The sequence below is a fragment of the Paenisporosarcina sp. P4_B8 genome (assembly GCF_056402175.1).
In genome coordinates, this window is record NZ_JBFUHX010000017.1 from 13,509 (window position 1) to 36,104 (window position 22,596).

Genomic DNA, 22,596 nt, shown 5'->3' on the forward strand with positions numbered 1-22,596 from the left:
CTACTGCAAGAGGGGGAAATTATTCGGGATTTTCACCTGAGAAATTCATCGTTGCTGATTCAAGTGGCCAGTACCTTGCGACTACTTTTCCAACGATATCTTCTTTGTTGACGAATTGAAAATAACGACTGTCCAAACTTTGTCTGCGATTATCACCAAGAACAAAATACGAATTAGGGGGAATACGGACTGCCCCAGTGATTCCTTCAAGCGTAAAGTTCTCTGTTAATCGGTCGTCAGGGTTTTGGTAGGCATCATATGACTGCAAATACGGTTCTTCCACTCTTTGGTTGTTGATAAAGAGCTTGTCGTTTTTGTACGTGAGGATATCTCCTGGTATTCCAATGACTCGTTTTACAAAATCCTCATTGTCAGCAGAATGAAAAACCAGAACGTCCAATCGATCAATATCGCCAACGGAATACGAAATTTTACTCACTAGTACTTTATCCAAATTGTGGAGTGTAGGCTCCATCGAATGGCCAGAGACGGCATAATTCGTGATAAAAAATGAACGAATGATGACAATGATCAGCACTCCGATGACAATCGCTTTTAACCATTCCCATGCCTCTTTTTTCATTGAAGTCAAACCGTTGGCCCCTTCCCTTCCTGTCGTTCTTTTTGAACCATTAAAAAGTCAGCTTCCACCCGTGCATTTAATCGACGTTCAATTTGTTTTCCGATGAACCAAAGCAAAATGATTACGCCAATGACAATAGCAGTCCGTATCGGCTGTGTAATCAGGGCTTTGATATCATAACCGATGAAGCTGATTGTCAAAATCATCACAAATTTCCCAGCCAACAATGTCCATAAATAAGAATTCTTTTTCATGTTAGACAATCCCGCTACCAAATTGACTAATGCTGACGGGGTAAAAGGAAAACATAACAGCAAAAATAATGGAGCGAAACCATGGGTCTCAACCCAATGGATTAATTTTTGAACACGTTCGTGTTTGGTCATGAAACGAAGAAAGCGCGCCCGTCCATATTTTCGAACCAGTAAGAAAACTAAATATGAACCCACAACTGTCCCCGCCCACGATAATAAAAACCCTATCCATAAACCATATGCGCTAGCATTTGCAAAAACGAATACAAATAGAGGTAAAAACGGTAAAAATGCTTCTAAAAATGGTAACAGGAAGCCAATGAGAGGTCCCAGTGAACGATAGTCTCTTGTTAGTTCCAATAAATTTTCAGTTGTTAACCAATCGAACATGTTCCTCATCCTCAAAAAAATTATAGTTATCCTTCAGTTTCCCCGTCGACTGCCAACATCAAACATACTGATAATGGATGATTAAATGAAAGACAGTCGTTTCTTTGCTATTATTCACATACCGATGTGTCTGATTTCCGGAAAAAACAAGTGTGTCTCCTTTTAGTAAATCAACTTGTTCACTTTCAAGGATGACTTTCAGTTGTCCATCTACTATTGTAAGCGATTCCTCGACACCTTTCAGGTGAGGTGCACTTTCATAAGAACATAAAGGATCCATTTCAATCCGGTAAAACTCCCAGCCCCGTTTTGGATCATACGGAATAATGGAAAATACACGGTAACGGCCTTCGTCTTCTGTTAAAAAAGGAATATCTGTAGGTGATATTTTTTTTGCATTCAGCCTCGGTGGTTGCAATAAAGATGAGAAGCTGATTTTAAGTCCGTCTGCAATTTTCCAAATGGTAGAAACCGTAGGATTGGATTCACCTTTTTCCATTTGCGCCAATTGTGCTTTACTTACATCCGTCAGTTTGGCGATATCATCTAAACTCATCCCGCGTTGTTGTCGAATCATTTTTAATTGTAGGCCTAAATTACGTCTCATCTGTTCCATCTCTTCACCTCTTATTGTTTACTTTACCATACAGATGTATAATATATTAAACTTTGAAGCGGGAGGAATTCGACCAATGACATTTATGAATGGAATAAGAGCTGGGTTAAGCATTGCCATTGGCTACTTTCCTATCGCATTAACCTTTGGATTACTAGCAAAAACAACCGGGTTGTCTATGTGGGAAGCGACAGCCATGAGTATATTCGTTTTTGCTGGTGCTGCACAATACATATCGTTAACTCTAATATCAACAGGTGTAGACCCTATCTTAATTGTTCTTAATACGTTTGTTGTCAATATCCGACACTTTCTTATGACGGCCTCATTAAATGAAAAGATGCAACCTGATGCACGTTGGAAAAAAGCCATATATGCGTTTGGGGTGACGGATGAAACGTTCTCCGTATTAGCAACAAATAAAGCCGACAAAATCCGGACTCCTTTTGCAGCCGGTGTCATTTTGATTTCTTACGGCAGCTGGGTGGTCTTCACTGCTATAGGTCATGTCATTGGTGCCAATTTACCCGAGTTCCTTCAAGCAGCCATGTCGATTGCTTTATACGCAATGTTTGTCGGACTGCTCGTTCCATCCATGAAAGGTAACCGTAAAGTGATGCTGCTGGCTTTCTTCGGTGCTGTGATTCACATTGCTTTGTATTGGAGCGGCCTCCTTTCAACAGGATGGTCCATTTTAGTAGCGACGCTCGGTTCAGCCATTTTGGTTGAGATGCTGTATGCGAAGAAAGGAAGTGCAAGTTAATGGAAAAATCGTACTGGTGGATGTTACTTGGAATGGCTGTGGTCACCTATATACCACGCGCATTTCCACTAACATTTCTGGAAGGCCGAGAATTGCCTCCCATTGTCAGCGGAATACTGCGTAATATTCCTTACGCTGTTTTGGGCGCACTGATCTTTCCCGCTATGTTGTTTGTACAAGAAGGAAATATGTTATTCGGGCTTATTGGTGCACTTGCCGCTTTTACACTAGCATTTGCTGGAGCGAATGTAATTATCGTTGTCATGGGGTCCATTGCTGTTCTGGCGATATATGGTTTGTTAGGTTGATGTAATATATTTGGATTATATGACAAAAAACGAATAGCATCATAGCTATTCGCTTTTTGTTATACGTCAATTCATTGTATGTGCGGCTAGCGCAAATGTAAGATAAACTACAGTCCCTTAACAAATCCCCTTTTTAAGCTTTTACAAGTTCCAGAACTCGGTCCGGATCGAATCCCAAAACCCATTGACCGTTAATATTTGTTTGTGGAACTCCCATTTGCCCAGTTGTTTCCACTAATTTTTGTGCTGCTATAGGATCTGCTTGAACATTCACTTCCGTGAACTCCATTTCATTTTGTTTCAGGAAACTTTTCATCATGTCGCAATATGGACATGTGTTGGTTGAATAAACAGTAATTTGTGGTTTCATTTTGTATACCTCCGATATTATGCTTTTTTATAAGCAACATTATTGCCAGTTAAATGTTTAACATTTTCGATTGTCTTGCTAATTTATCATAAAAAATGTGATTGAAAATACATTTACTATCCCTCCAGTTTTTTATGAAAGTCTACATTTTATTCACAATATACTACTAGGGGTCTACAAGTTCAAATAATTAGTATGCACAATGTTTCCCACAAAAAAACGTCTCTACACATAAGTGTAAAGACGTTTTGTTAATTATCCTGTCTTTTTGCTCGTTGCATCATACGTGTCGCGTACCAAAATCCGATCGTCAATGATAATGCATCAACAATAAATAACAGCCATGTATGCGTATACCCGACATAGACGGAGGCGGTTATAAGAGATACGGTTAAAATTAAAGCAACGATATGTGAAAATGTGATTCTTGTAAACAGTACGACGAGCAGTCCTGGTAAAAATAATGCAAATAGTATTTTTGTAAACATTGATTCCATTATTGCTCTCCTATCTTACAACCAATAAACCGAGTCGATGATGGTCGTGACGATAAATAACATGTTGACGTAATCTGACTTCACCTTGATGATCCAATACTTCAAGTCGGCAATGTGCAGCATTTATTTGAATCGCTTCATATAATTCCCGTTCATTCGTGACAGTCTGCCCGTTAACCCTGCGGATACATTCTCCAATGACAAGTCCCATCTTATCCGCTGGAGATTCCGGTAATACGCCTGCAATCATCACGCCTGAATCTTGTGGGGAAACGGCGTAATTGCCTTGTCTTTCCTTTATGGCAAAATACATCCATACCCCTATTCTTGCAAAAGCACCAAGAGCTAAACTAATAGCTGCGACAACTGGTAGCCAATAAGCAATGAGTGATAGACCTATTGTGGCCACCCCAACGATGATGACGGCTTTACCCAACTTCGGAAATAAATTCATAGGGAGTGTCCTGCGTGCTTTTTGCTGGAACCCGATTACAATTGGAAATAACACAAAAGCAAACGTTTCATTTCCAATTGTAAATTGTGGCCAATAAGTCATGAAGTCCGGTACTACACTTCCCGGTACAATGCCCAATACAGGCAACATCCACAGTCGTTTTGATAAATAACTGGCAGATGTCAAACCACGTGCCGATTTTTCCAATATAGGAGATGCCGATTCAGCACCTGTTTTTCGGATTAGCAACCCCTCTGCAATTACCGCTGCCCCCATTAACAGACTGACAGGCAAAGACAGTTCAATCCAATTGCGATCCCCGACCCATTCGAAATTCAAAATTGAAAAACTGGTATTCATTTTATAGCCAATCCACAATGCGGAAGTTGCAAGCGCTGCAGAAATAATGGACGATCCAATCTGATACATAAAAAGTACGACAATAATCGCACTGATCAAACTGAACGTTACCACCCAATCTGTCGTAAGCGTCAGACCAATACCTGTACTGAGTAAGGATAAAATCAGTGCATACATCCATATATCCGTGAACATTCTCTTAACCTCTGTCCAACCCCAAAGAATCCGTGTACGGAATGAACGTCGTTCCCTCTTTACGCGTACGTATCCTAGAAGCACCGCAAAACAGATTGCTACATAAAATAATGGATTAATAAAAAATTTTCCGATTCCCTTAATCAATTCTAGTCCAATTTCTTGCCACATTTACGAATCACCACCCAATCAACGGTTCGTGCATTTCTTTCCATTGTAACAAACCGTTGATGGAATGCGTATAGGTTTTTTCTACTTTTGAATAGAGTGGAATAAATAGCCTAGAGACATCTGAAGCTGATTATCATGTTTCTTGCTTGATTTATAGGTCAAAATGGTCTCTCTGACTTCTTTATAAAAAACTATATCCATTTTCGCTTCTGCATTGAGTTTCTTTTGTTCCTTGAAAGATTTCACGGCTCTTGCTGTATCTTCATCGAAGTAGCCATCGACTCTTGTAACAGGGAATCCTAATGCCTTCAGTACCTTTTGCCCATACTGTACATCTACATTGAAATCTCCTACTTGATAAGTTCCGCTAATCGGAAGGGGTTCGAGTTGGTAAAGTTCGCTTGCTTTCACTTCAAAATCCGTCTTAATCCCAGTTCCATGAATCCACTGCTGTTTAGGTGTTAACCATTTGTGCGAAGATAACTTCATTTCTCCCCCATTTGTTAACTCCCATGTTTCTTGCACGGTGCCTTTTCCAAAACTCTTGGAACCGGCGATTAGTGCCCGTTGGTTGGATTTTAAAGCACCACTCAACACTTCACTTGCAGAGGCACTGCCTTCGTTCTGTAATAATACAATCGGAATCTTTTTCATAACTTTTGAATAGTCATCTTCATTTGTTGATTTTACGGCCAATGGCTCGAGTGCACCTTTTGAGTCTTGCATGTAAGCAAAGATTTGCCCGCTTTTCAACATTGTGCCAATTATTTGTTCTACACTATGTAAATATCCTCCTGGATTACCACGCACGTCTATCAATAATCCATCAATCCCCTGTGTTACGAGTGTGCGGGTTTGCGTTTCCCATTCTTCTGCTGTTTTTTCACCAAACACGGAGATGCTTACATAGCCAATCGAAGAACTATCTTGTTCAATTATCTCACTAGTCACCGTTTGTATCTGAAGTGCGGATCTGGTCATCTTTAATTCCACATGTCGATCTTCCGCTTCTCTGAAGACCGTTAATGAGACATTGGTTCCTTTTTTTCCTTTTATGGCCGACAGCAAATCAGATAAGCTTTTTCCCTCTACTCGCTTCCCATCTACTCTTACAATTTCGTCATACGGTTTAACTCCTGCTTTTTCAGCAGGTGATTCTTTCATCGGTGTCACAACAATAAATCGACCTTTATTTTCTACAATCTCCAGCCCTATTCCCACACGTTCGTCCGATAAGGATTCACGGTGAGCCTTCGCTTCCTCTTTGGTCATATATTTGCTATAAGGATCTCCAAGCGTATCTGCCATTCCCCGTAAAGCACCTTCAATCAATTGTTTCCCCTCGACGGGATGAACAGAACTTGCCAAGATACGTTCATAAGCCTGATCTATCGGTGACAGTTGGCTGATTGGTACACTTGCTGCCTTGTCCTTTTTGAAAGGCGCCCAAAAAATGAGGAATAGAAGAATCAAAATCACTAAAAAACCAAACAAAAAAACCCTGCTTCGTCTCAAAAAATCGCCCCCTACTTTCTTCGTTTCAGTGTATGAACGAATAGGTGACGATAGGACAAGAAGAAGCCAGATTTATTTTTATTGGCTATGTTATTTTTCACTGTTGATTTTATAGAAAGAAGGAATCTGTGCCATTTCCGCGAACGAACTGGAAAGCCTCCTCGGGCCAACAGGATATTGGTCACGAAGGCGTTGCCACTCTAGGTGGCGTCCTTAGCCTTCATTCCTTTATCATCACTGTGGGGTCTTGCCAGCCAAGAATATAGTTAAAGGTAGTTTGACAATATTCTTTGCGACGAGTAACCGCAGGAGCAGCCTTATTCTTTGCGACGAGTAACCGCAGGAGCAGCAAATATGGTCAAAGTTAGTTTGACCATATCTTTGCGACGCTTAACCGCAGGAGCAGCACTTTTGAAAAATGAGACCCACAAGTATGTGGTTTTCATACTTGTGGGTCTCATGCGGAACGTACGGCTTGCGCAAATATACGATAAACAACCATACCTTTTAACAGAGCATTTTTATTCTAAATTAGACACATAATCTTTAATCATTTGGTCATCCATCGGTCCTACAATCTTGTTCTGAATGCGGCCTTTAGTATCAATCATATATGAAGTAGGTATAGTGATGGCTTCAAAGGTTTGACCAACGGCACCTTCAGTATCCATAGGAATCGGAAAAGTCAGCCCGTAGTCCCGTACAAAATCGTTCACTTTCTCTTCACTGTCTCCGCTGGTTAGGTTGACAGCTAATATTTCTACATTTTCTTCTTCTGCGAAATCTTCATAGTAATTTTGCATATGGGGCATTTCGGCCTTACAAGGAGGACACCACGTCGCCCAGAAATTAACGATTACTTTTTTCCCTTGATAGTCAGAGAGCTTCACTTTTTTCCCATCAAGTGTTGTTAATTCAAAATCTGGTGCTGTATCGCCCTTATTCAATCCTTCGGATGCAGCAACACCTGTCATTTCGATACCTAATTGTTCATTTTCAAAGGATTCTGCCTCATCGATGTTATTTTTCACCATCGTCGCGATGACAATCGTTATAAGAACAGCAAGTATCACGAGTCCAAATACTTTTTTGGTCATTTGTTCTCCTCCATTTGTTGTTTATTCAAAAATATAGAAACGGTAAAACCGCAAATCACGAATAGTACCGTGACCATCAGCGGACTTTGGAACACACCTTCAGGCTGTAAAACGGCAGCAAGGATATGTGTAAATAAAAAGAGCGTAAGCAATTGTAATCTCCAAACATTTGATGCAAATGCTTTCTTCCATGTTAAGGTAGTCATTCCGGTAAAAATAACAATTGTCATCAGTTTCTGCCAAATTTCCGCTTCATTCATAATAACCATAAGGAATTGATACAAAGATTGCAACAAAACGAACCCAATAAGCATCGCGCCAACCTCGCGTTCAGGCAAACCTCTGCTTCTTATTTGCCATACTAAACGACTAAGTGCTAAAACCAATGCAATGTAGAATCCGGTTTCACCCCCATTGAAATAAAGAATCCCAAGTGGGTATTTAACAATCATATCAAAATCGGTAAACACTACACTAAATTTCCATACAATTAAAAAGAGTATTGCTGCATCCGAAAACCAATCTTCTGTATCTTTCCCAAATTTCATCCTTAATACGATTCCCGTAATAAATAACGCCAAAAGTATTGCTATCCACGATGAAGGAATTGTTAGAGACTTGATAATAAACCAATCCGTTACCGGCAACACTTTTCAACTCCTCATGACATTCCAAATATACCCTATATCGTATATCAAACTACTTACTATGTGGAGAAATATGCTTTTGAACATCAATAAAAAAGCTCACACTCAGTTTACCTGAGAGTGAGCTCAATTGACTTACTTTAGAATGATACATAACGTATCGGATTGACCGCATTTGAACGTTCACTATTCCAAGGTCCTTCATGAACTTCAAAATGTAAATGAGGTCCAGTCGAACGACCTGTATTTCCCATTCTACCTATCATTTGTCCTTTAGAGACTGATTGACCTGAACTTACATTGTATCCACTTAAATGCGCGTAGACAGTCGTGAAAATTTGACCATTAATAGAATGTGTAACCATAATTACATTTCCGTATGTTCCCATTGGCCCAGCATGAGAAACAATACCATCCGCCGCTGAGACAACCGGTGTACCGATGCTATTGGCAATGTCACTGCCGTAATGGAATTCCGCGCCTGATCCGATATTACGACCACCGAAAGTGGAAGAGAAACGTCCTGCAGCAGGGCGTGTCCAATCACCAGAAGATACTACTGGTGGAGGTGTTGCATTAGAATTTGAAGAATTATGTTTATTGCGTTCAGCAGCATCTTTTTTCTTGCGTGCGATTTCGGCTTGACGTGCAACTTCGATTAATCTCTCTTGTTCAGCTACTATTTTACTCTCTACCGCTTTACTGATTTCGAGTGTTTCAGAATATTCTTCTTCAAGTGAATTCTTTTGTTGGATTAATTTTCCTTGTTCCGCTTCTAGTTGGTCTACTAAACTACCTTTTGAAGCTTTTTGGGAATCAAGATCTGCTTTAAGACTTACTAATTTATCACGGCTTGTCTTTTGTTGAGCCAATTTTTCTTCAACCGAAGATTTCTGCACTTCCAATGACTTTTTATCTGCAGCCTGTTCTTCCAAAATCTTGCGGTCTGCATCCATTAGCGTATTTACAGCTGAGAAACGGTCAATGAAATCTGAGAAACTGCTAGCTCCAAGTAACACATCAAGATAATTAACGGAACCGCCACTTTCCTGAACGGAGCGAAGACGCTCTTTAATTAACTCGTCACGATCAGCGATTTTCTTTTCTAAAACCGTAATACTTTCATGCAATTTTTCAATTTCTAAGTTCGTGCGTTTAATGTCTCCAAGCACACGATCTATTTCGCCATTTGTCTCAATAATTTTGCTATCGAGAGTTTGAATTTGAGCAAGCAATTTTTCTTGGTCCGATTGATTTTCTGAAATGTCGCCTTTTTTCTGATTAATAGTCGAATTCAATTGTGATTTTTTACGATCCAATTGTTTCTGTTCATTTTTCAAATCGTTCAAGGAGTTAGCCAATGCATCCGCAGGTTGTGTCATAAATAATGAACATCCCAATACTGTTGCAATGGAAACTGCCATCCATTTAGATTGATTCTTTCTCATGTTCTGCCCCTTTCAAGCTCGCGTTTATACGCGTAAAAACTTACGTACTGACATAAAACTTCCCCACACACCAATGAAAATGCCCATCATTAAAATGAGGCCGTTAACTTGATACAAAAATGGAGTAAGTGGTAATAAATTAAACAATTCGCCTTTTAAATAAGGTTGAACAGCTTGATATAAGTTGTAATAGAGAAGAGTGACGAGAGTTATTGGCAATATTGCACCAAGGATTCCGATCCACATTCCTTCTAAAACGAACGGTATACGAACAAACCAATTTGACGCTCCTACCAGTTTCATAATTTCAATTTCACGTCGACGTGCAACAATTGTGATACGGATTGTATTCGAAATTAGGAACATCGCAGTAAATAGTAACGCTAGGATTAATACTAAACCTATATTTCTAGCAACATTCAGGAAACTGAATAGTTTTTCAATCTTGCCTTCACCATATTCGACCGAATAGGTGTTTTTAAGACGATCTATTCGTTGAGCAACTTTCTCAGTTTCCTGAGGGTTTTCAGCCTTCACGTAGTAGGCTGCACGAAGCGGGTTATTTTGATCGGACAATCCCATGTTCGCTCCGAAATCTTTTATTAAATCTTTTAATTCAGCTTCTTTTGTTGAATAGACGACTGTTGCAACACCATCTAATTCTTTAATATCTTTTTCTAATTGCGTTGCAGCTTTGTCATCTGCAGTAAGTTCAAGCAACACTTTTATTTCAACATCTTTTTCTAAATCATCAGCCACTTTACTTAAATTCATCATGATCATTACGAATACGCCGACAAGCAACAATGTGACAGTCACTGCACTGGCAGATGCAAAAGTCATCCAGCTATTTCGGCCGAGACTTTTAAAACTTTCACGGAAATGACGTCCTACAGTCCTAGCTTTCATAACCGTAGTCACCTCCGACTTCATCACGTACGACGAGTCCGCCTTCAACTGCAATCACTCGATGTTTGATTGTATTAACAATTTCTTTATTATGGGTGGCCATTATAATGGTTGTCCCACGACGATTGATTTCTTCGAACAAATTCATGATATCCCAAGAAGTTTCAGGATCTAAGTTTCCAGTTGGCTCGTCCGCAATCATCACTTTTGGGATGTTGACAATGGACCGGGCAATCGATACACGCTGTTGTTCTCCACCAGACAGCTCAGTTGGGAACATACGAGCTTTATGTTTAAGCCCTACCAAATCCAAAACTTCCATAACACGTTTACGAATCACTTTTGGCGATTCTTCAATTACTTCTAAAGCAAATGCTACATTTTCAAAAACATTCAATCTCGGTAATAATTTAAAATCTTGAAAGACAACACCTATTTGTCTTCTTAAATATGGAACTTTTTTCGACTTCAATGTCGCCAAGTTTATGCCATTTACTAGTATATCTCCACTCGTAGGACGCTCTTCTCTGTACATCATTTTGATAAATGTAGATTTACCAGCCCCACTTGGACCTACAACATATACAAATTCACCTTGTTTGATTTCTACATTAATTCCGTTTGCAGCAACAATGCCGTTTGGATATTTTTTGTAGACATTTTTCATTGAAATCATATTTTTGTAACCACCTATGTTTTTTCCTAGCTGTTCGAAATTTTTTCCGACAAGCTCATTATATCAAGTTTGTCGACAAAATTTTATTACAGTACTATTACAAAATTTAGACAGAAACCTTGTGATACCTCCTCATTAGTTCTTTATCCCTAAAATTCAACAAGATATTTCGACCTATTAAACACTAAAATTCGGCATTAGGTTCCTGAAATCCTCCTTTTAGTTCGACACTTTTTTGACAAAAACAAAGACCAATGACATAAACAGTCATTGGTCTTTGTTTATTACAATTTATTTTTTATTAGCCAACCATTCGGCAACTACTTCAGCTTCTGCGCCTTCAATAATGTTCGGAGGCATTTGACCACGGCCTTTTTGAATTACCTGTAAAATTTCCTCTTCAGTAAGGCGGGATCCCACATCTGTCAGATTTGGGAAGTTGCCTTGCCCTTCTAAATTACCACCGTGACAGCTTGTGCAATTACCCTGTACAATTTTTTCAGCATCCTGTGTATCAGTTACTTCTCCGCCATTTTCATCATTGGTTGGCGTCGGTTTTTCATCATTTCCACCACCACATGCGGCAAGCATTAGTGCAGAACCAAAAATAGCTCCAAGAAATTTTTTGTTCATCTTGTTCCCTCCCTCAAAATAGTTTATATACTTTTTAAGTATACCTAAATTATGGACGTTTGAAACCCTCACCGAGTACTTCGTAGGCATCTGAAACGATGACAAATGCTGATGGATCAACCATTTTAACTAATTGTTTCAATTTCGTGAATTCGGTTTGATAAACAACAACAAGTAACATTGGTCGTTCTTGTTCGGTATAGCCACCAACTGCCGGAAGCTTGGTTACACCACGATTTATTTCGGTATAAATAGCATCCCGTAATTCTTCCTGTTTATTCGTAATAATGTAAACCATTTTCGATTGGCTGAATCCAAGTTGAACAATATCAATGGTTTTGGTTGTCACAAATAGACCAATCAGAGCATATAGTCCTTTTTCAATATCGAAAACAATGGCTGCAGAAAGAACAATCAGTCCGTCAATCAGCATAACGCTAGTTCCAAGGGTAAAACCGGTGTACTTCGCAAAAATTTGAGCCGCTAAATCTGTTCCTCCAGTTGATGCACGTCCTCGGAAGACAATACCCAATCCTACTCCTACTGAAATCCCGCCAAATAGTGCCCCGAGTAACGGATTTAATGTTGCGGGTTCCCATCCTGCAGTTAGTAAGACAAACATGGGAAGCGCAAGTGTTCCGACTAGTGAACGTGCTCCGAATTGTTTACCAAGAAAAATTACACCTGCAATAAATAAAGGAATATTAAATGCGTATTGCACATATCCTGGATTCCAATTGAACAATCCTTTTAAAATCGTACTGATTCCACTAACTCCGCCAGATGCCACTTCGTTTGGCAATAAGAAAACGTTAAAACCTACAGCGATAATAGCAGCACCGGCGATGATATACAAATATTCTAAAACGGAAGCCAAAATAGGATGTGGCTCAACCCGTGTTTTTCGATTCATAAAATTTCCTTCTTTCTATTATGTCCATTTTTCCCTAATGAAGTATAGCAGAGGATATATATAGTGTGAACTTCATCATGATAAAGTGAGCCGGTATGAAAATTTTCTTTCAACGTCGCAATTGTAATATATACGTTGATTTATCGTACATTTGCGCTGGCAGCATGTTCCGCATGCGCTAACAAGTATGAAAACCACCTACATAATTGTTTTCCCTTTATTTTAGTAAGCTATGTATGAGCCTTTTTATCCTCCGTAAAAGTTTACAGAACCATAAAAAAACGGACACCTCTGTAGGATGTCCGTTTTTACCTTAATTCATTTTTGATCGCAAGTAGGAATTGATGAACAGATCGATATCGCCGTCCATTACACCTTGTACATTGCCGCTTTCAGCATTTGTACGGTGATCTTTTACCATTGAATAAGGATGGAAGACGTATGAACGAATTTGAGATCCCCAACCGATTTCCTTTTGCTCTCCTCGAATTTCGAGCATCTGAGCTTCTTGTTCTTCGATTTTCAATTGATACAATTTCGCTTTTAACATCGTCATCGCTTTTTCACGGTTCTTGATTTGAGAACGTTCTTGTTGACACGTAACAACTGCACCGGTCGGTAAATGAGTGATACGGACAGCGGAGTCAGTTGTATTGATATGCTGACCACCTGCACCACTGGCACGGTACGTATCGATTTTCAAATCTTCCGTACGAATGTCAATTTCGATTTCATCATTAAATTCAGGCATAACTTCACAGGATACGAAAGAAGTATGACGTCGGCCAGAAGAATCGAAAGGAGAAATTCGTACTAAACGATGGACCCCTTTTTCAGCTTTCAAATAGCCGTATGCATTGTGGCCTTTAAATCCTAGTGTGACGGACTTAATTCCAGCTTCGTCACCAGGTAAATAATCGAGTGTCTCCACTTTGAAGCCACGCTTCTCGCCCCAACGCGTATACATACGCAGGAGCATGGAGCCCCAATCCTGAGACTCCGTTCCTCCTGCACCAGGATGAAGTTCAAGAATGGCATTGTTTTTGTCATACGGTTCGCTCAGTAATAATTGCAGTTCAAAATCGCCCAATTTCGCAGTAAACTCTATCATTTCACTGCTGAGTTCTTCTTGCAATTCCTCGTCAGGTTCTTCGCGTAACAATTCCAATGTCATTTCTAAGTTTTCCTGGGTATCAAGCAATTCATTATATTCGTTCACAATTTCTTTTAATCCATTTGCTTCTCCGATGACCACTTGTGCTGCTTGTTGATCATTCCAAAAGTCAGGCATCGACATATTTTCATCCAACTCAGCAATTCTTGCCTCTTTGTTTTCTAAGTCAAAGAGACCCCCTAAAGTCGGATAATTTTGAAGCTGTTCTGTCTAGTTCATTACGTACATCTGATAATTCCATCATGTCTAAATTCCTCCGTTATCTTTCAACAGCACCATGGCAATTTTTGAATTTCTTGCCACTGCCGCATGGACACACTTCATTTCTTCCTACTGAAGCTTCTGTACGAACTGGCTTTTTCTTGACAGTTCCGCCTTCTTCTTTCGGATTAACAGCTTGGCCCTTCGCTACTTCTTCACGTTCCAGGTTATTGCGTATTTCTGCCTTCATGGCATATTTCGCAACATCATCCTGTACGGACTCAACCATCGCTTCGAACATCGCAAATCCTTCGTTTTGATACTCACGAAGTGGATCGATTTGTCCGTAAGCACGCAAGTGAATTCCTTGGCGCAGTTGGTCCATCGCATCAATGTGATCAATCCATTTTGAATCAATTGAACGCAACAGGACAACTTTTTCAAATTCACGCATACGCTCAGGAGTCATTTCCTCTTCTTTTTCATCATAGCGTTTGTAAACTTCCGCTTTAATAAATTCTGTGATTTCGTCCACAGATTTACCTTCCAACTGCTCACGAGTCATGGCACCTTCAGATAGTAAATTTGCTTGAATTGTATCTTCCAGACCTTTATAGTTCCACTCTGCGTGCTTGTCTGTAGCAGTATGAGCTGCAACTGATCGTTCAATAACTTCGTCGATCATCGTTTCTACCAATCCACGCATATTTTCGGTTTCCAGCACTTCCAAACGTTCTTTATAAATGATTTCACGTTGTTGACGTAAAACATCATCATATTGAAGCAATCGTTTACGTGCATCAAAGTTATTTCCTTCGACACGTTTTTGTGCAGATTCAACCGCACGTGTTACCATTTTCGACTGGATTGGCTGAGAATCATCCATACCCAATCTAGACATCATAGCACGCATATTGTCCGAACCAAAACGACGCATCAAATCATCTTCCATTGATAAATAGAACTGAGTCACACCAGGATCGCCTTGGCGTCCTGAGCGTCCACGAAGCTGATTGTCAATACGACGCGATTCATGGCGTTCTGTACCGATGACAGCTAATCCACCAACTTCGATGACATCTTCACCAAGTTTGATGTCTGTTCCACGTCCAGCCATGTTCGTAGCAATCGTTACAGATCCTTTATGGCCAGCAGTTGAGATGATTTCAGCTTCACGTTCATGATTTTTCGCATTCAATACGTTGTGGCGAATGCCATGTTTTGTCAACAAATTCGAAATAATTTCAGATGTTTCGATAGCCACTGTACCAACAAGAACTGGTTGACCAGCTTTGTGTCGTTGTGCAATATCTTCCGCTACGGCTTTATATTTACCTTCCATTGAAGCGTAAATTAAATCAGCACGATCATCACGTCCAATGACACGATTCGTTGGAATGACAATGACATTCATATTGTATATATTGCGGAATTCTTCTTCTTCGGTTTTGGCTGTACCCGTCATCCCAGAAAGTTTTTCGTACATACGGAAATAGTTCTGGAATGTAATGGTTGCCATGGTCATCGATTCATTTTGAATCTCAAGGCCTTCTTTCGCTTCAATCGCTTGATGAAGTCCATCCGAATAACGGCGACCTTTCATCAGACGTCCTGTAAAGGAGTCAACAATTACGACGTTGCCTTCTTGAACCACATAATCTACATCGTTATGCATACTTGCATGTGCCTTCAAGGACTGGTTAATGGCATGGTTTAAGCGAACATGTGTCAAATCGAATAAATTGTCGATTCCAAACGCTTTTTCAACCTTTTCAATTCCTGCCTCTGTTAATACGACACCTTTAGTCGACTCATCATATGAATAGTCTTCTTCCTTACGAAGTACACGGACAAGAGCATTTGATTGTTGGTAAAGTTGAGCAGATTTTGCTGCTTGTCCTGAAATAATCAATGGCGTACGTGCCTCATCAATTAAAATGGAATCGACTTCATCGATTACTGCATAATAGAGTGGTCGTTGAACATGTTCTTCTTTGTACAACACCATATTGTCACGTAAGTAGTCGAATCCAAGTTCGTTGTTTGTTGAGTACGTAATATCAGCTGCATACGCTTCACGTTTCTCGTCCTTATTCAAACTGTTTAAATTCAATCCAACAGTTAATCCTAAGAAATTATACAACTGACCCATTTCGGCAGCATCACGGCTTGCCAAATACTCATTGACAGTAACCACATGAACACCTTTTCCAGTGATGGCATTTAAATAAACAGGCATAGTGGACGTCAACGTCTTCCCTTCACCGGTTTTCATCTCTGAAATATTGCCTTCATGAAGTGCAGCCGCACCCATAATTTGAACGCGGAAAGGATACATACCAAGAACTCGTTTGGCTGCTTCCCGAACAACTGCGAATGCCTCCGCTTGAATTTCCGACAAATCGGAACCACTTTCAAAACGCCCTTTAAATTCATCAGTCTTAGCACGTAACTGATCATCAGTTAATGCTTCCATGTCTTTTGCAAACGCCTCTACTTGATCGGCAACTTTTTCTAATCTTTTTAAATCACGCTTATTTAAGTCAAATACTTTATTTAATACTCCAAGCATTTAGATTCACTTCCCATATAGTCTCAAGGTTATTTTACTATAGTCTCAAGGTTTATTTTACCACTGCAACTATGGGGGTGCAAATAACGGCTATATCTCTACAGTGGTTGTCTATCTTTTAGAAAATCATGCAATTGTGTCCAGTTCAAAGGTTTGCTGCCATAAAACCCTTGAATGACATCTGCATTCAAAGCCTTTATTAAGAAGAGCTGTTTTTGTGTTTCTACCCCTTCTGCAACTACGTTGAACCCTAAATCGTGGGACAGGTCAATGACGGATTTAATGATCGCCTGCACACGCGAATCATTCTCCATTTTCTGAACAAATGAACGGTCAATTTTCACACGGTTTATCGGTAAAATACGCAAATAATTTAATGAGGAATAACCTGTTCCGAAATCATCAAGCGCAATGGAAATGCCCATTTCTTGAATTTTTTCGAGCGTTTCCAACACTTCTTCTCCACCCTCAATAAAGATGGACTCGGTTATCTCGATTTCGATGAGGCCAGGATCTACATGATATTTATTCAACAACGTTTTCAAGAGATGAATGAAGGATGTTTCCCGTAGTTGAATCGTACTGACATTGATCGCTACAGTCGACACATGTGGGTAATCCTTATGAATACTCTTAATTTCGCGAATGGCTGTTTCAAGTACCCAATCACCTATCTCTTGAATTTTCCCAGACTCTTCCGCCACGGGAATAAATTCGGCAGGAGAAATCATTCCCCATTCTGGATGTCGCCACCGCAGCAATGCTTCCAGACTTTCGGTTTTTCCTGTGTTTAGGTTGAACTGTGGTTGGTAAACGAGTGAAAGTTGATTGTACTTGATGGCCTCACGTAAACCTTGCTCCATCATATGCTGTTTTTCGAATGCTTCCTTCATTTCATAATTGAAATAGAGGACTCTGTTTCTTCCTACTGCTTTTGCTTTATAAAGTGCGGTATCTGCATTGATTAGTAATTGCTCACATGATTGAGCATCCGTGGGATAAAGTGAAACTCCTATGGAAGAAGTCACAAAAAATGCTTGTTCGTTCAAATAAAATGCTTTTGCGAATGAAGTATGTATTGAAGTAAGGGTTGCTCGGACACCCGGGAATTTGTCTTTTTTGGAATGTAGCAAGACAATGAATTCATCCCCACTGAAGCGACCAAAGCAGCTGTTTTCTGGCAATAAGTCTTTTATCCGATGTGCTACTTGTACTAATAGCGAATCCCCGTAAGCATGTCCTTTCGAATCATTGATTTGTTTAAAATGATCAAGGTCAATAAATGCCACAGTTATCATTTGATCGGAATCGGTTAATTCTTCGATCCATCCGGCAAGTTCACGTTCAATCGAAAAACGGTTTGGCAAGTTCGTTAATGAGTCAAATCTTGCCTGATAGTCAATTTCTTGTACTTGTAGGTTTAGCAAATTGCCCATCTGCTCGATAGATTGTGCAATTTCACCAATTTCGTCCTTACTTTTGATTCCCATCTTAGCGACTAAATTACCTCGTTCCATTTGACGGACATGCTTCACAATGGTCGGTAAGTCTTTTAACATGGAGCGAAGCAACCAGGATAAGGTGATTAAAATAAGAATTGCTGCGATGACCCATGATATACCGATGATTTGCCCAAAAACTGCAAGTGGTTGAGTAACTGTTTTTTCGGGTGCATAACTAATCATTTGCCACCCAGTACTATCAATTTTTCGTGTTTCCACATAAAAGTTTCCTTTTGATGTTTTAACTAACTCGAATACGTTTTCAGCGAGTGCAATGTTTTCGAATTCACTATTAATGTTGTCAGAGTCAAATAAGGTTTGCCCTGTCTCCGTCAATAAAATATGCTTGTTTTCCTTTGTTTCATATGGTCCTATCAATTTAGGAATCGTATCCAGATGCATGTCCAAACCAAAATAACCGAGACGTCTGCCCTCTGATTCGACTGGATAAATGACACTCACGGTTAATTCCTTCGTTGTGTAATCGAAATAAAGATCTGAGTATGATAAGCCTTCTGCTTCATTCGCTTTTTTAATCCACGTTCGTTTATGTATATCATAAGCGGCATCGGTAACGTATCCATTATCTGCAATTAAAAAATTCGGCTCAAGAAAGGCCATCCATACTAAACCAACACCATCTGTATTTTCTTGTACTCTTGTCATAAGCTGATTTGCATGCTGATATGTATTTGACTCCTCTACATTTTCCCGTTCAACTGAAGATTCCATAAGTTCCCGTACATCTTCAAGTTCTCCAAGTTGTTTTGTAATTTCACTTTTACTACTTAACAACGTGTAGATTTGCTGAACCACCAATTCGTTTTCAAGGGCCAATTCTTCTTCCATTTGTGATTCAAATAAGTTTTTTGAATAATTGTATGAAAAAGAAGCCATCACAAAGAGGATTGGGATGACAATTGCACTCATGGCAAATAACACTTTCCCACGAAATCCAAGTCTTTTCCAAAATCGACTTTTCTTCATCCAATCCCCTCCCCTATTTAAGTGAAGTACCTAGCAATTAATAATGTTATAATTCGCTTCATTCGAGTGAATTCCTCCTCAATCGACAAATAAATCAATTTTACAAATGGCTATGTTAAACACGGTTGTTTTTATCCGTTTGTACAAGCCATTCGTTCCACTTGAGGCATCCTGGCGCAAATCATTTTTTAACATCTACTGCATTTATACAAATCATAATTTTTACTGCTGTTAAATGATGCTGATGTTTATCGCCATTCGCGCTAGCCGTATGAGCCAACAATTATGCAAATCACATATTTGTTAGTCTCACATGTGGGCAAACAAGAAGTGGGTCATAAAGGTGTTGCCACAAAATTTCTCGCATTGCATTTTGCAACGAGTAACCGGAGACGCAGGACAAGACGTTTTTAATCTTCGTTCCCTGAAATGCAGGCGCAAATGCACTCTTTATTTAGCTAAATAAATAAAAAAAGAAAGCCCAAATCTTTCTGGGCTTTCTCATTTACTGATTAAGATTAATTTGTTTCGATTAAACCATACTTACCGTCTCTACGCTTGTAGACGATATTTGTTCCATTAGATTCTGCATCAGTGAAAACGTAAAAATTATGTCCAAGCATATCCATTTGAAGAACCGCTTCTTCCTGATCCATCGGTTTCAATTCAAATTGTTTTGTACGGACGATGTGTAATTCTTCTTCACTCTCATCCTGATATGCCGCTTGCTCAGGAGAAACAACGTTTGCAAAGTATGCACCTACTCCTTCACGTTCACGGAACTTACGGTTTACTTTCGTTTTATATTTACGAATTTGACGCTCAAGTTTATCGACGATTAAATCGACCGCTGCATACATATCATTGTGACGTTCTTCAGCTCGAAGCGTTAAACTCTTCAAAGGAATTGTTACTTCCACTTTCGTTTGACTGTCGTTATACACCTTTAAATTGACATTTGCGTTCGCTTGGAGATCTTCGTTGAAATAGCGCTCTACCTTATTGATTTTGCTTTCAACGTGCTCACGAATCGCAGGAGTTACCTCAACGTTTTCACCACGGATATTAAAATTTAACATGTAAACTCCTCCTTTAATTAAGGCTATGTAAACCTTATTCTACATATCCCCTATAAACTCCTGCTACAAACCAAAAACTTTTCTGGATTTTGTCGAATAAATGCCTTTTTCTGTCGCATCATGCTCGAATCAATGTAATTGCATCTACTGATTCAGCCCCCGCTTTTTTTAAAACAAATGCGGCATGATGCAGTGTGGTGCCTGTTGTATATAAATCGTCGACCAATATAATGTGTTGATTTTGAACACTCTTGGACACGGAAAAAATTAATTCGGAGGACATCCGATCTTTTCTTGTTTTTCCGACTTGTGAACGATTTACAGTTTTGTCCAACACATGCGTATAAGGAACATGTGCAGCCATGAGCAATTGATCCACTTGTGAAAAGGTTCTCTCCTGTAACTTTTCCGGATGTAGAGGAATAGGGACTATCAACTTCTGAACATTTCTTAACGGTTTGAAATCTTCAGTAAAAATCGTTGCCAGCTCCACGTCCAACTGGAATTTGTATTGTTGAAACACATGCTTCATCCAGTCATTGTAAGTGTATATGGATCTGACGGTATCCAGTGCACCTTCATATATTGTCCCCGACCATTCATTTTCAATCTGATTATTTTGTACTTTTTCAAATTTTGCTCTGCAACCATGACAAAGAACATCCGATTGTTTTAAGAAAAATAGTTTTTGCCAAGAAGCACTTTCTAAAAATGGTGTTGAACAGAGTAAACACGTCATTGCCTGTATCCACCCTGCTTATTGTGAGCTTCTATAGTAGCTTTGGCTGTATCCATGGCAGACGAAATTCCATGATGAAAAAACACCAGATCTCCATCAGGATAATCTATCGCTCGACCGACACGCCCACCTATTTGGATTAATGCACTGCTCGTAAAAATCGTCTCATCAGCACCCACTACTGCTACTTGAACATTAGGAATCGTGATTCCTCGCTCCAAAATGGTCGTTGTCAGCAAGCCACAAACTTTTTTCTGACGCAATTTAATGACCTTATCTTTTCTATCACTGTCTTCTGCATGGACTGACAAAATTTCCGGATGCAACAGCTGAAATAAGGGCAAAGCTTTTTCCATGAGTTCAATAGTAGGGAAGAAAATTAAAAAGGGTCGGGAGTGGTTCAAGCAATTTAAAGTCCACATCTTTAATTTGGGGGGAAGTTTACCTTTCTGAATGTGCTTATGATAATTCCACAACCCGACAAAACGTGGTATCGGTAGAGGAAAACCATGAAACCTTACAGATATGACCGATTTATTAACAGCTTGTCTTAAAAGTTCATCAGATGGTGTAGCTGTAATAGTATGGACAACAGCTTCTTTCTTTTTCGCTTTTTGCACTGCATATTGCAGAGATTTATCCACTGTATATGGGAAAGCATCCGCTTCATCGACAAACACGACATCAAAAGCTTCTTCAAATCTGTACAATTGATGTGTTGTTGCGATGATGAGCTGTGCGTAGTCCGTGTAACCCGGAGAGCCACCATATAAAGCATGAATAACTGTTTGCGGAAAAACTTGCTGGAATCTCGGCGCAAGCTCCAGTACAACATCTGTCCTTGGAGTAGCCACACATACACGTTGTCCCCGCTCAAGCAAATCAAATACAGCAGGAAACAATAATTCCGTTTTTCCAGCCCCGCATACGGCATGAACTAAATGACTTTGATTTCGACGAACGCTGGCTAGTAATTCATTTGAAGCTCGTTCTTGTTGGGATGTCAATGTGCCAGACCATGAAAACCGATGTGACTGGATTTGTTCAATCACAGGTCCAGTCCATGTTATCAACTCCGTGCAACTGCTCACTCTGCCCATACGAATGCAATGCCTGCAATAAAGGCAAACACCTTTACATTTTGCACAGTGGAAAGAGGTCAATTGGTTAAATCCACAACGACGACATTGGTGTTGATTGGTTTTTAGTAATGGTGAAAAATGAGTTGATGAAATGCCTTGATGAGGGGTAATAAATCCTTTTTCAATTAAATCTTCTACGTCGGATAAAGGAAATGGGGTTTGTTCCTTCAACCATAATCGGCCACTTAAAAATGTTTGTATCTCTTTCATGAGCATCCCTCCTATACGGATATCTCATTCCTACCATTTAATCATAATCCCAAATTGTAGAACTCGCCAATTTAAGATGGGCATATTGGTGTATAGAGAAGGGAAATTTTTAACAAAGAAGTTGATATTATGAAGGACTGTATTTGCACCTTACATGCCGCAAGAGCTTGAAGTGTGCGTTAAGCGGATTT

Annotated in this window: 23 protein-coding genes; 2 read left to right on the top strand and 21 right to left on the bottom strand. The window is 39.6% G+C overall.

Features of this window, described 5'->3' with window-relative positions:
- Nucleotides 1-19: 19 nt before the first annotated feature.
- Genes lepB through AC1DSK_RS14325 form a run of 3 tightly spaced genes read right to left on the bottom strand, consistent with a single transcriptional unit; the run spans nt 20 to nt 1,843 of the window.
- On the bottom strand, nt 20-592 hold the full coding sequence (gene lepB / locus AC1DSK_RS14315; protein WP_477548383.1) for a signal peptidase I: 573 nt from the start codon (nt 590-592) through the stop codon (nt 20-22).
- A complete protein-coding gene (locus AC1DSK_RS14320; RefSeq protein ID WP_477548384.1) occupies nt 589-1,227 on the bottom strand; it encodes a TVP38/TMEM64 family protein in 639 nt (212 codons plus the stop codon). Before AC1DSK_RS14320 ends, lepB begins: the two co-directional genes overlap by 4 nt.
- A gap of 58 nt (nt 1,228-1,285) precedes the next feature.
- Complete coding sequence (locus AC1DSK_RS14325; protein WP_477548385.1) at nt 1,286-1,843, bottom strand: helix-turn-helix domain-containing protein; 558 nt, start codon at nt 1,841-1,843, stop codon at nt 1,286-1,288.
- Nucleotides 1,844-1,919: 76 nt separating this feature from the next.
- On the opposite strand from AC1DSK_RS14325, the gene AC1DSK_RS14330 reads away from it, so the two are divergent.
- Together AC1DSK_RS14330 and AC1DSK_RS14335 are read left to right on the top strand one after the other, a co-directional pair.
- Entirely contained in the window at nt 1,920-2,606 is a 687-nt protein-coding gene (locus tag AC1DSK_RS14330; RefSeq protein WP_477548386.1) for an AzlC family ABC transporter permease, read from the top strand.
- A complete protein-coding gene (locus AC1DSK_RS14335; protein ID WP_477548387.1) occupies nt 2,606-2,914 on the top strand; it encodes an AzlD domain-containing protein in 309 nt (102 codons plus the stop codon). Before AC1DSK_RS14330 ends, AC1DSK_RS14335 begins: the two co-directional genes overlap by 1 nt.
- Before the next feature lie 133 nt (nt 2,915-3,047).
- Here AC1DSK_RS14335 and AC1DSK_RS14340 read toward each other — a convergent pair whose 3' ends face one another.
- The 18 genes from AC1DSK_RS14340 to AC1DSK_RS14425 form a co-directional block, all read right to left on the bottom strand.
- Nucleotides 3,048-3,284, bottom strand: coding sequence for a glutaredoxin family protein (locus AC1DSK_RS14340; RefSeq protein ID WP_016428047.1), 237 nt, complete (start codon nt 3,282-3,284; stop codon nt 3,048-3,050).
- A gap of 251 nt (nt 3,285-3,535) precedes the next feature.
- Nucleotides 3,536-3,781: a CsbA family protein gene (locus tag AC1DSK_RS14345; RefSeq protein ID WP_477548388.1), complete on the bottom strand. Its 246-nt coding sequence runs from the start codon at nt 3,779-3,781 to the stop codon at nt 3,536-3,538.
- 10 nt (nt 3,782-3,791) lie between these two features.
- The gene (locus AC1DSK_RS14350) at nt 3,792-4,961 is read right to left on the bottom strand and encodes a PDZ domain-containing protein (protein WP_477548389.1); all 1,170 of its coding nucleotides are present in this window, start codon (nt 4,959-4,961) and stop codon (nt 3,792-3,794) included.
- Nucleotides 4,962-5,042: 81 nt separating this feature from the next.
- Nucleotides 5,043-6,476: a S41 family peptidase gene (locus AC1DSK_RS14355; protein WP_477548390.1), complete on the bottom strand. Its 1,434-nt coding sequence runs from the start codon at nt 6,474-6,476 to the stop codon at nt 5,043-5,045.
- A gap of 317 nt (nt 6,477-6,793) precedes the next feature.
- Nucleotides 6,794-6,922 (bottom strand): hypothetical protein, encoded by a 129-nt coding sequence (locus tag AC1DSK_RS14360; protein ID WP_477548391.1) that lies wholly within the window; start codon nt 6,920-6,922, stop codon nt 6,794-6,796.
- A gap of 75 nt (nt 6,923-6,997) precedes the next feature.
- The gene (locus AC1DSK_RS14365; RefSeq protein ID WP_477548392.1) at nt 6,998-7,573 is read right to left on the bottom strand and encodes a redoxin domain-containing protein; all 576 of its coding nucleotides are present in this window, start codon (nt 7,571-7,573) and stop codon (nt 6,998-7,000) included.
- A complete protein-coding gene (locus AC1DSK_RS14370; protein ID WP_477548393.1) occupies nt 7,570-8,223 on the bottom strand; it encodes a hypothetical protein in 654 nt (217 codons plus the stop codon). The genes AC1DSK_RS14365 and AC1DSK_RS14370 overlap by 4 nt, the downstream gene beginning before the upstream one ends.
- A 137-nt stretch (nt 8,224-8,360) precedes the next feature.
- Entirely contained in the window at nt 8,361-9,668 is a 1,308-nt protein-coding gene (locus tag AC1DSK_RS14375; RefSeq protein ID WP_477548394.1) for a murein hydrolase activator EnvC family protein, read from the bottom strand.
- Nucleotides 9,669-9,692: 24 nt separating this feature from the next.
- A complete protein-coding gene (gene ftsX, locus AC1DSK_RS14380) occupies nt 9,693-10,577 on the bottom strand; it encodes a permease-like cell division protein FtsX (protein ID WP_477548395.1) in 885 nt (294 codons plus the stop codon).
- Nucleotides 10,567-11,253: a cell division ATP-binding protein FtsE gene (gene ftsE, locus AC1DSK_RS14385; RefSeq protein WP_016428055.1), complete on the bottom strand. Its 687-nt coding sequence runs from the start codon at nt 11,251-11,253 to the stop codon at nt 10,567-10,569. The genes ftsX and ftsE overlap by 11 nt, the downstream gene beginning before the upstream one ends.
- Nucleotides 11,254-11,544: 291 nt before the next feature.
- Nucleotides 11,545-11,886, bottom strand: coding sequence for a cytochrome c551 (gene cccB / locus AC1DSK_RS14390; RefSeq protein WP_477548396.1), 342 nt, complete (start codon nt 11,884-11,886; stop codon nt 11,545-11,547).
- Nucleotides 11,887-11,935: 49 nt separating this feature from the next.
- Entirely contained in the window at nt 11,936-12,799 is an 864-nt protein-coding gene (locus AC1DSK_RS14395) for a YitT family protein (RefSeq protein ID WP_477548397.1), read from the bottom strand.
- A gap of 313 nt (nt 12,800-13,112) precedes the next feature.
- Nucleotides 13,113-14,214 (bottom strand): peptide chain release factor 2 gene (prfB, locus tag AC1DSK_RS14400; RefSeq protein WP_477548420.1). Its coding sequence is split into 2 segments (ribosomal slippage): nt 13,113-14,141 and nt 14,143-14,214, totalling 1,101 coding nucleotides; the frame shifts between segments, so codons are not numbered across the junction.
- Nucleotides 14,215-14,232: 18 nt separating this feature from the next.
- The gene (secA, locus tag AC1DSK_RS14405; protein WP_477548398.1) at nt 14,233-16,746 is read right to left on the bottom strand and encodes a preprotein translocase subunit SecA; all 2,514 of its coding nucleotides are present in this window, start codon (nt 16,744-16,746) and stop codon (nt 14,233-14,235) included.
- Between the two features lie 98 nt (nt 16,747-16,844).
- Complete coding sequence (locus AC1DSK_RS14410; RefSeq protein WP_477548399.1) at nt 16,845-19,235, bottom strand: EAL domain-containing protein; 2,391 nt, start codon at nt 19,233-19,235, stop codon at nt 16,845-16,847.
- A 518-nt stretch (nt 19,236-19,753) separates the two neighbouring features.
- Complete coding sequence (gene hpf, locus AC1DSK_RS14415; RefSeq protein ID WP_016428061.1) at nt 19,754-20,314, bottom strand: ribosome hibernation-promoting factor, HPF/YfiA family; 561 nt, start codon at nt 20,312-20,314, stop codon at nt 19,754-19,756.
- 118 nt (nt 20,315-20,432) lie between these two features.
- Nucleotides 20,433-21,053: a ComF family protein gene (locus tag AC1DSK_RS14420; RefSeq protein ID WP_477548400.1), complete on the bottom strand. Its 621-nt coding sequence runs from the start codon at nt 21,051-21,053 to the stop codon at nt 20,433-20,435.
- Nucleotides 21,050-22,405: an ATP-dependent helicase ComFA gene (locus AC1DSK_RS14425; protein WP_477548401.1), complete on the bottom strand. Its 1,356-nt coding sequence runs from the start codon at nt 22,403-22,405 to the stop codon at nt 21,050-21,052. Before AC1DSK_RS14425 ends, AC1DSK_RS14420 begins: the two co-directional genes overlap by 4 nt.
- Between the last annotated feature and the right edge of the window lie 191 nt (nt 22,406-22,596).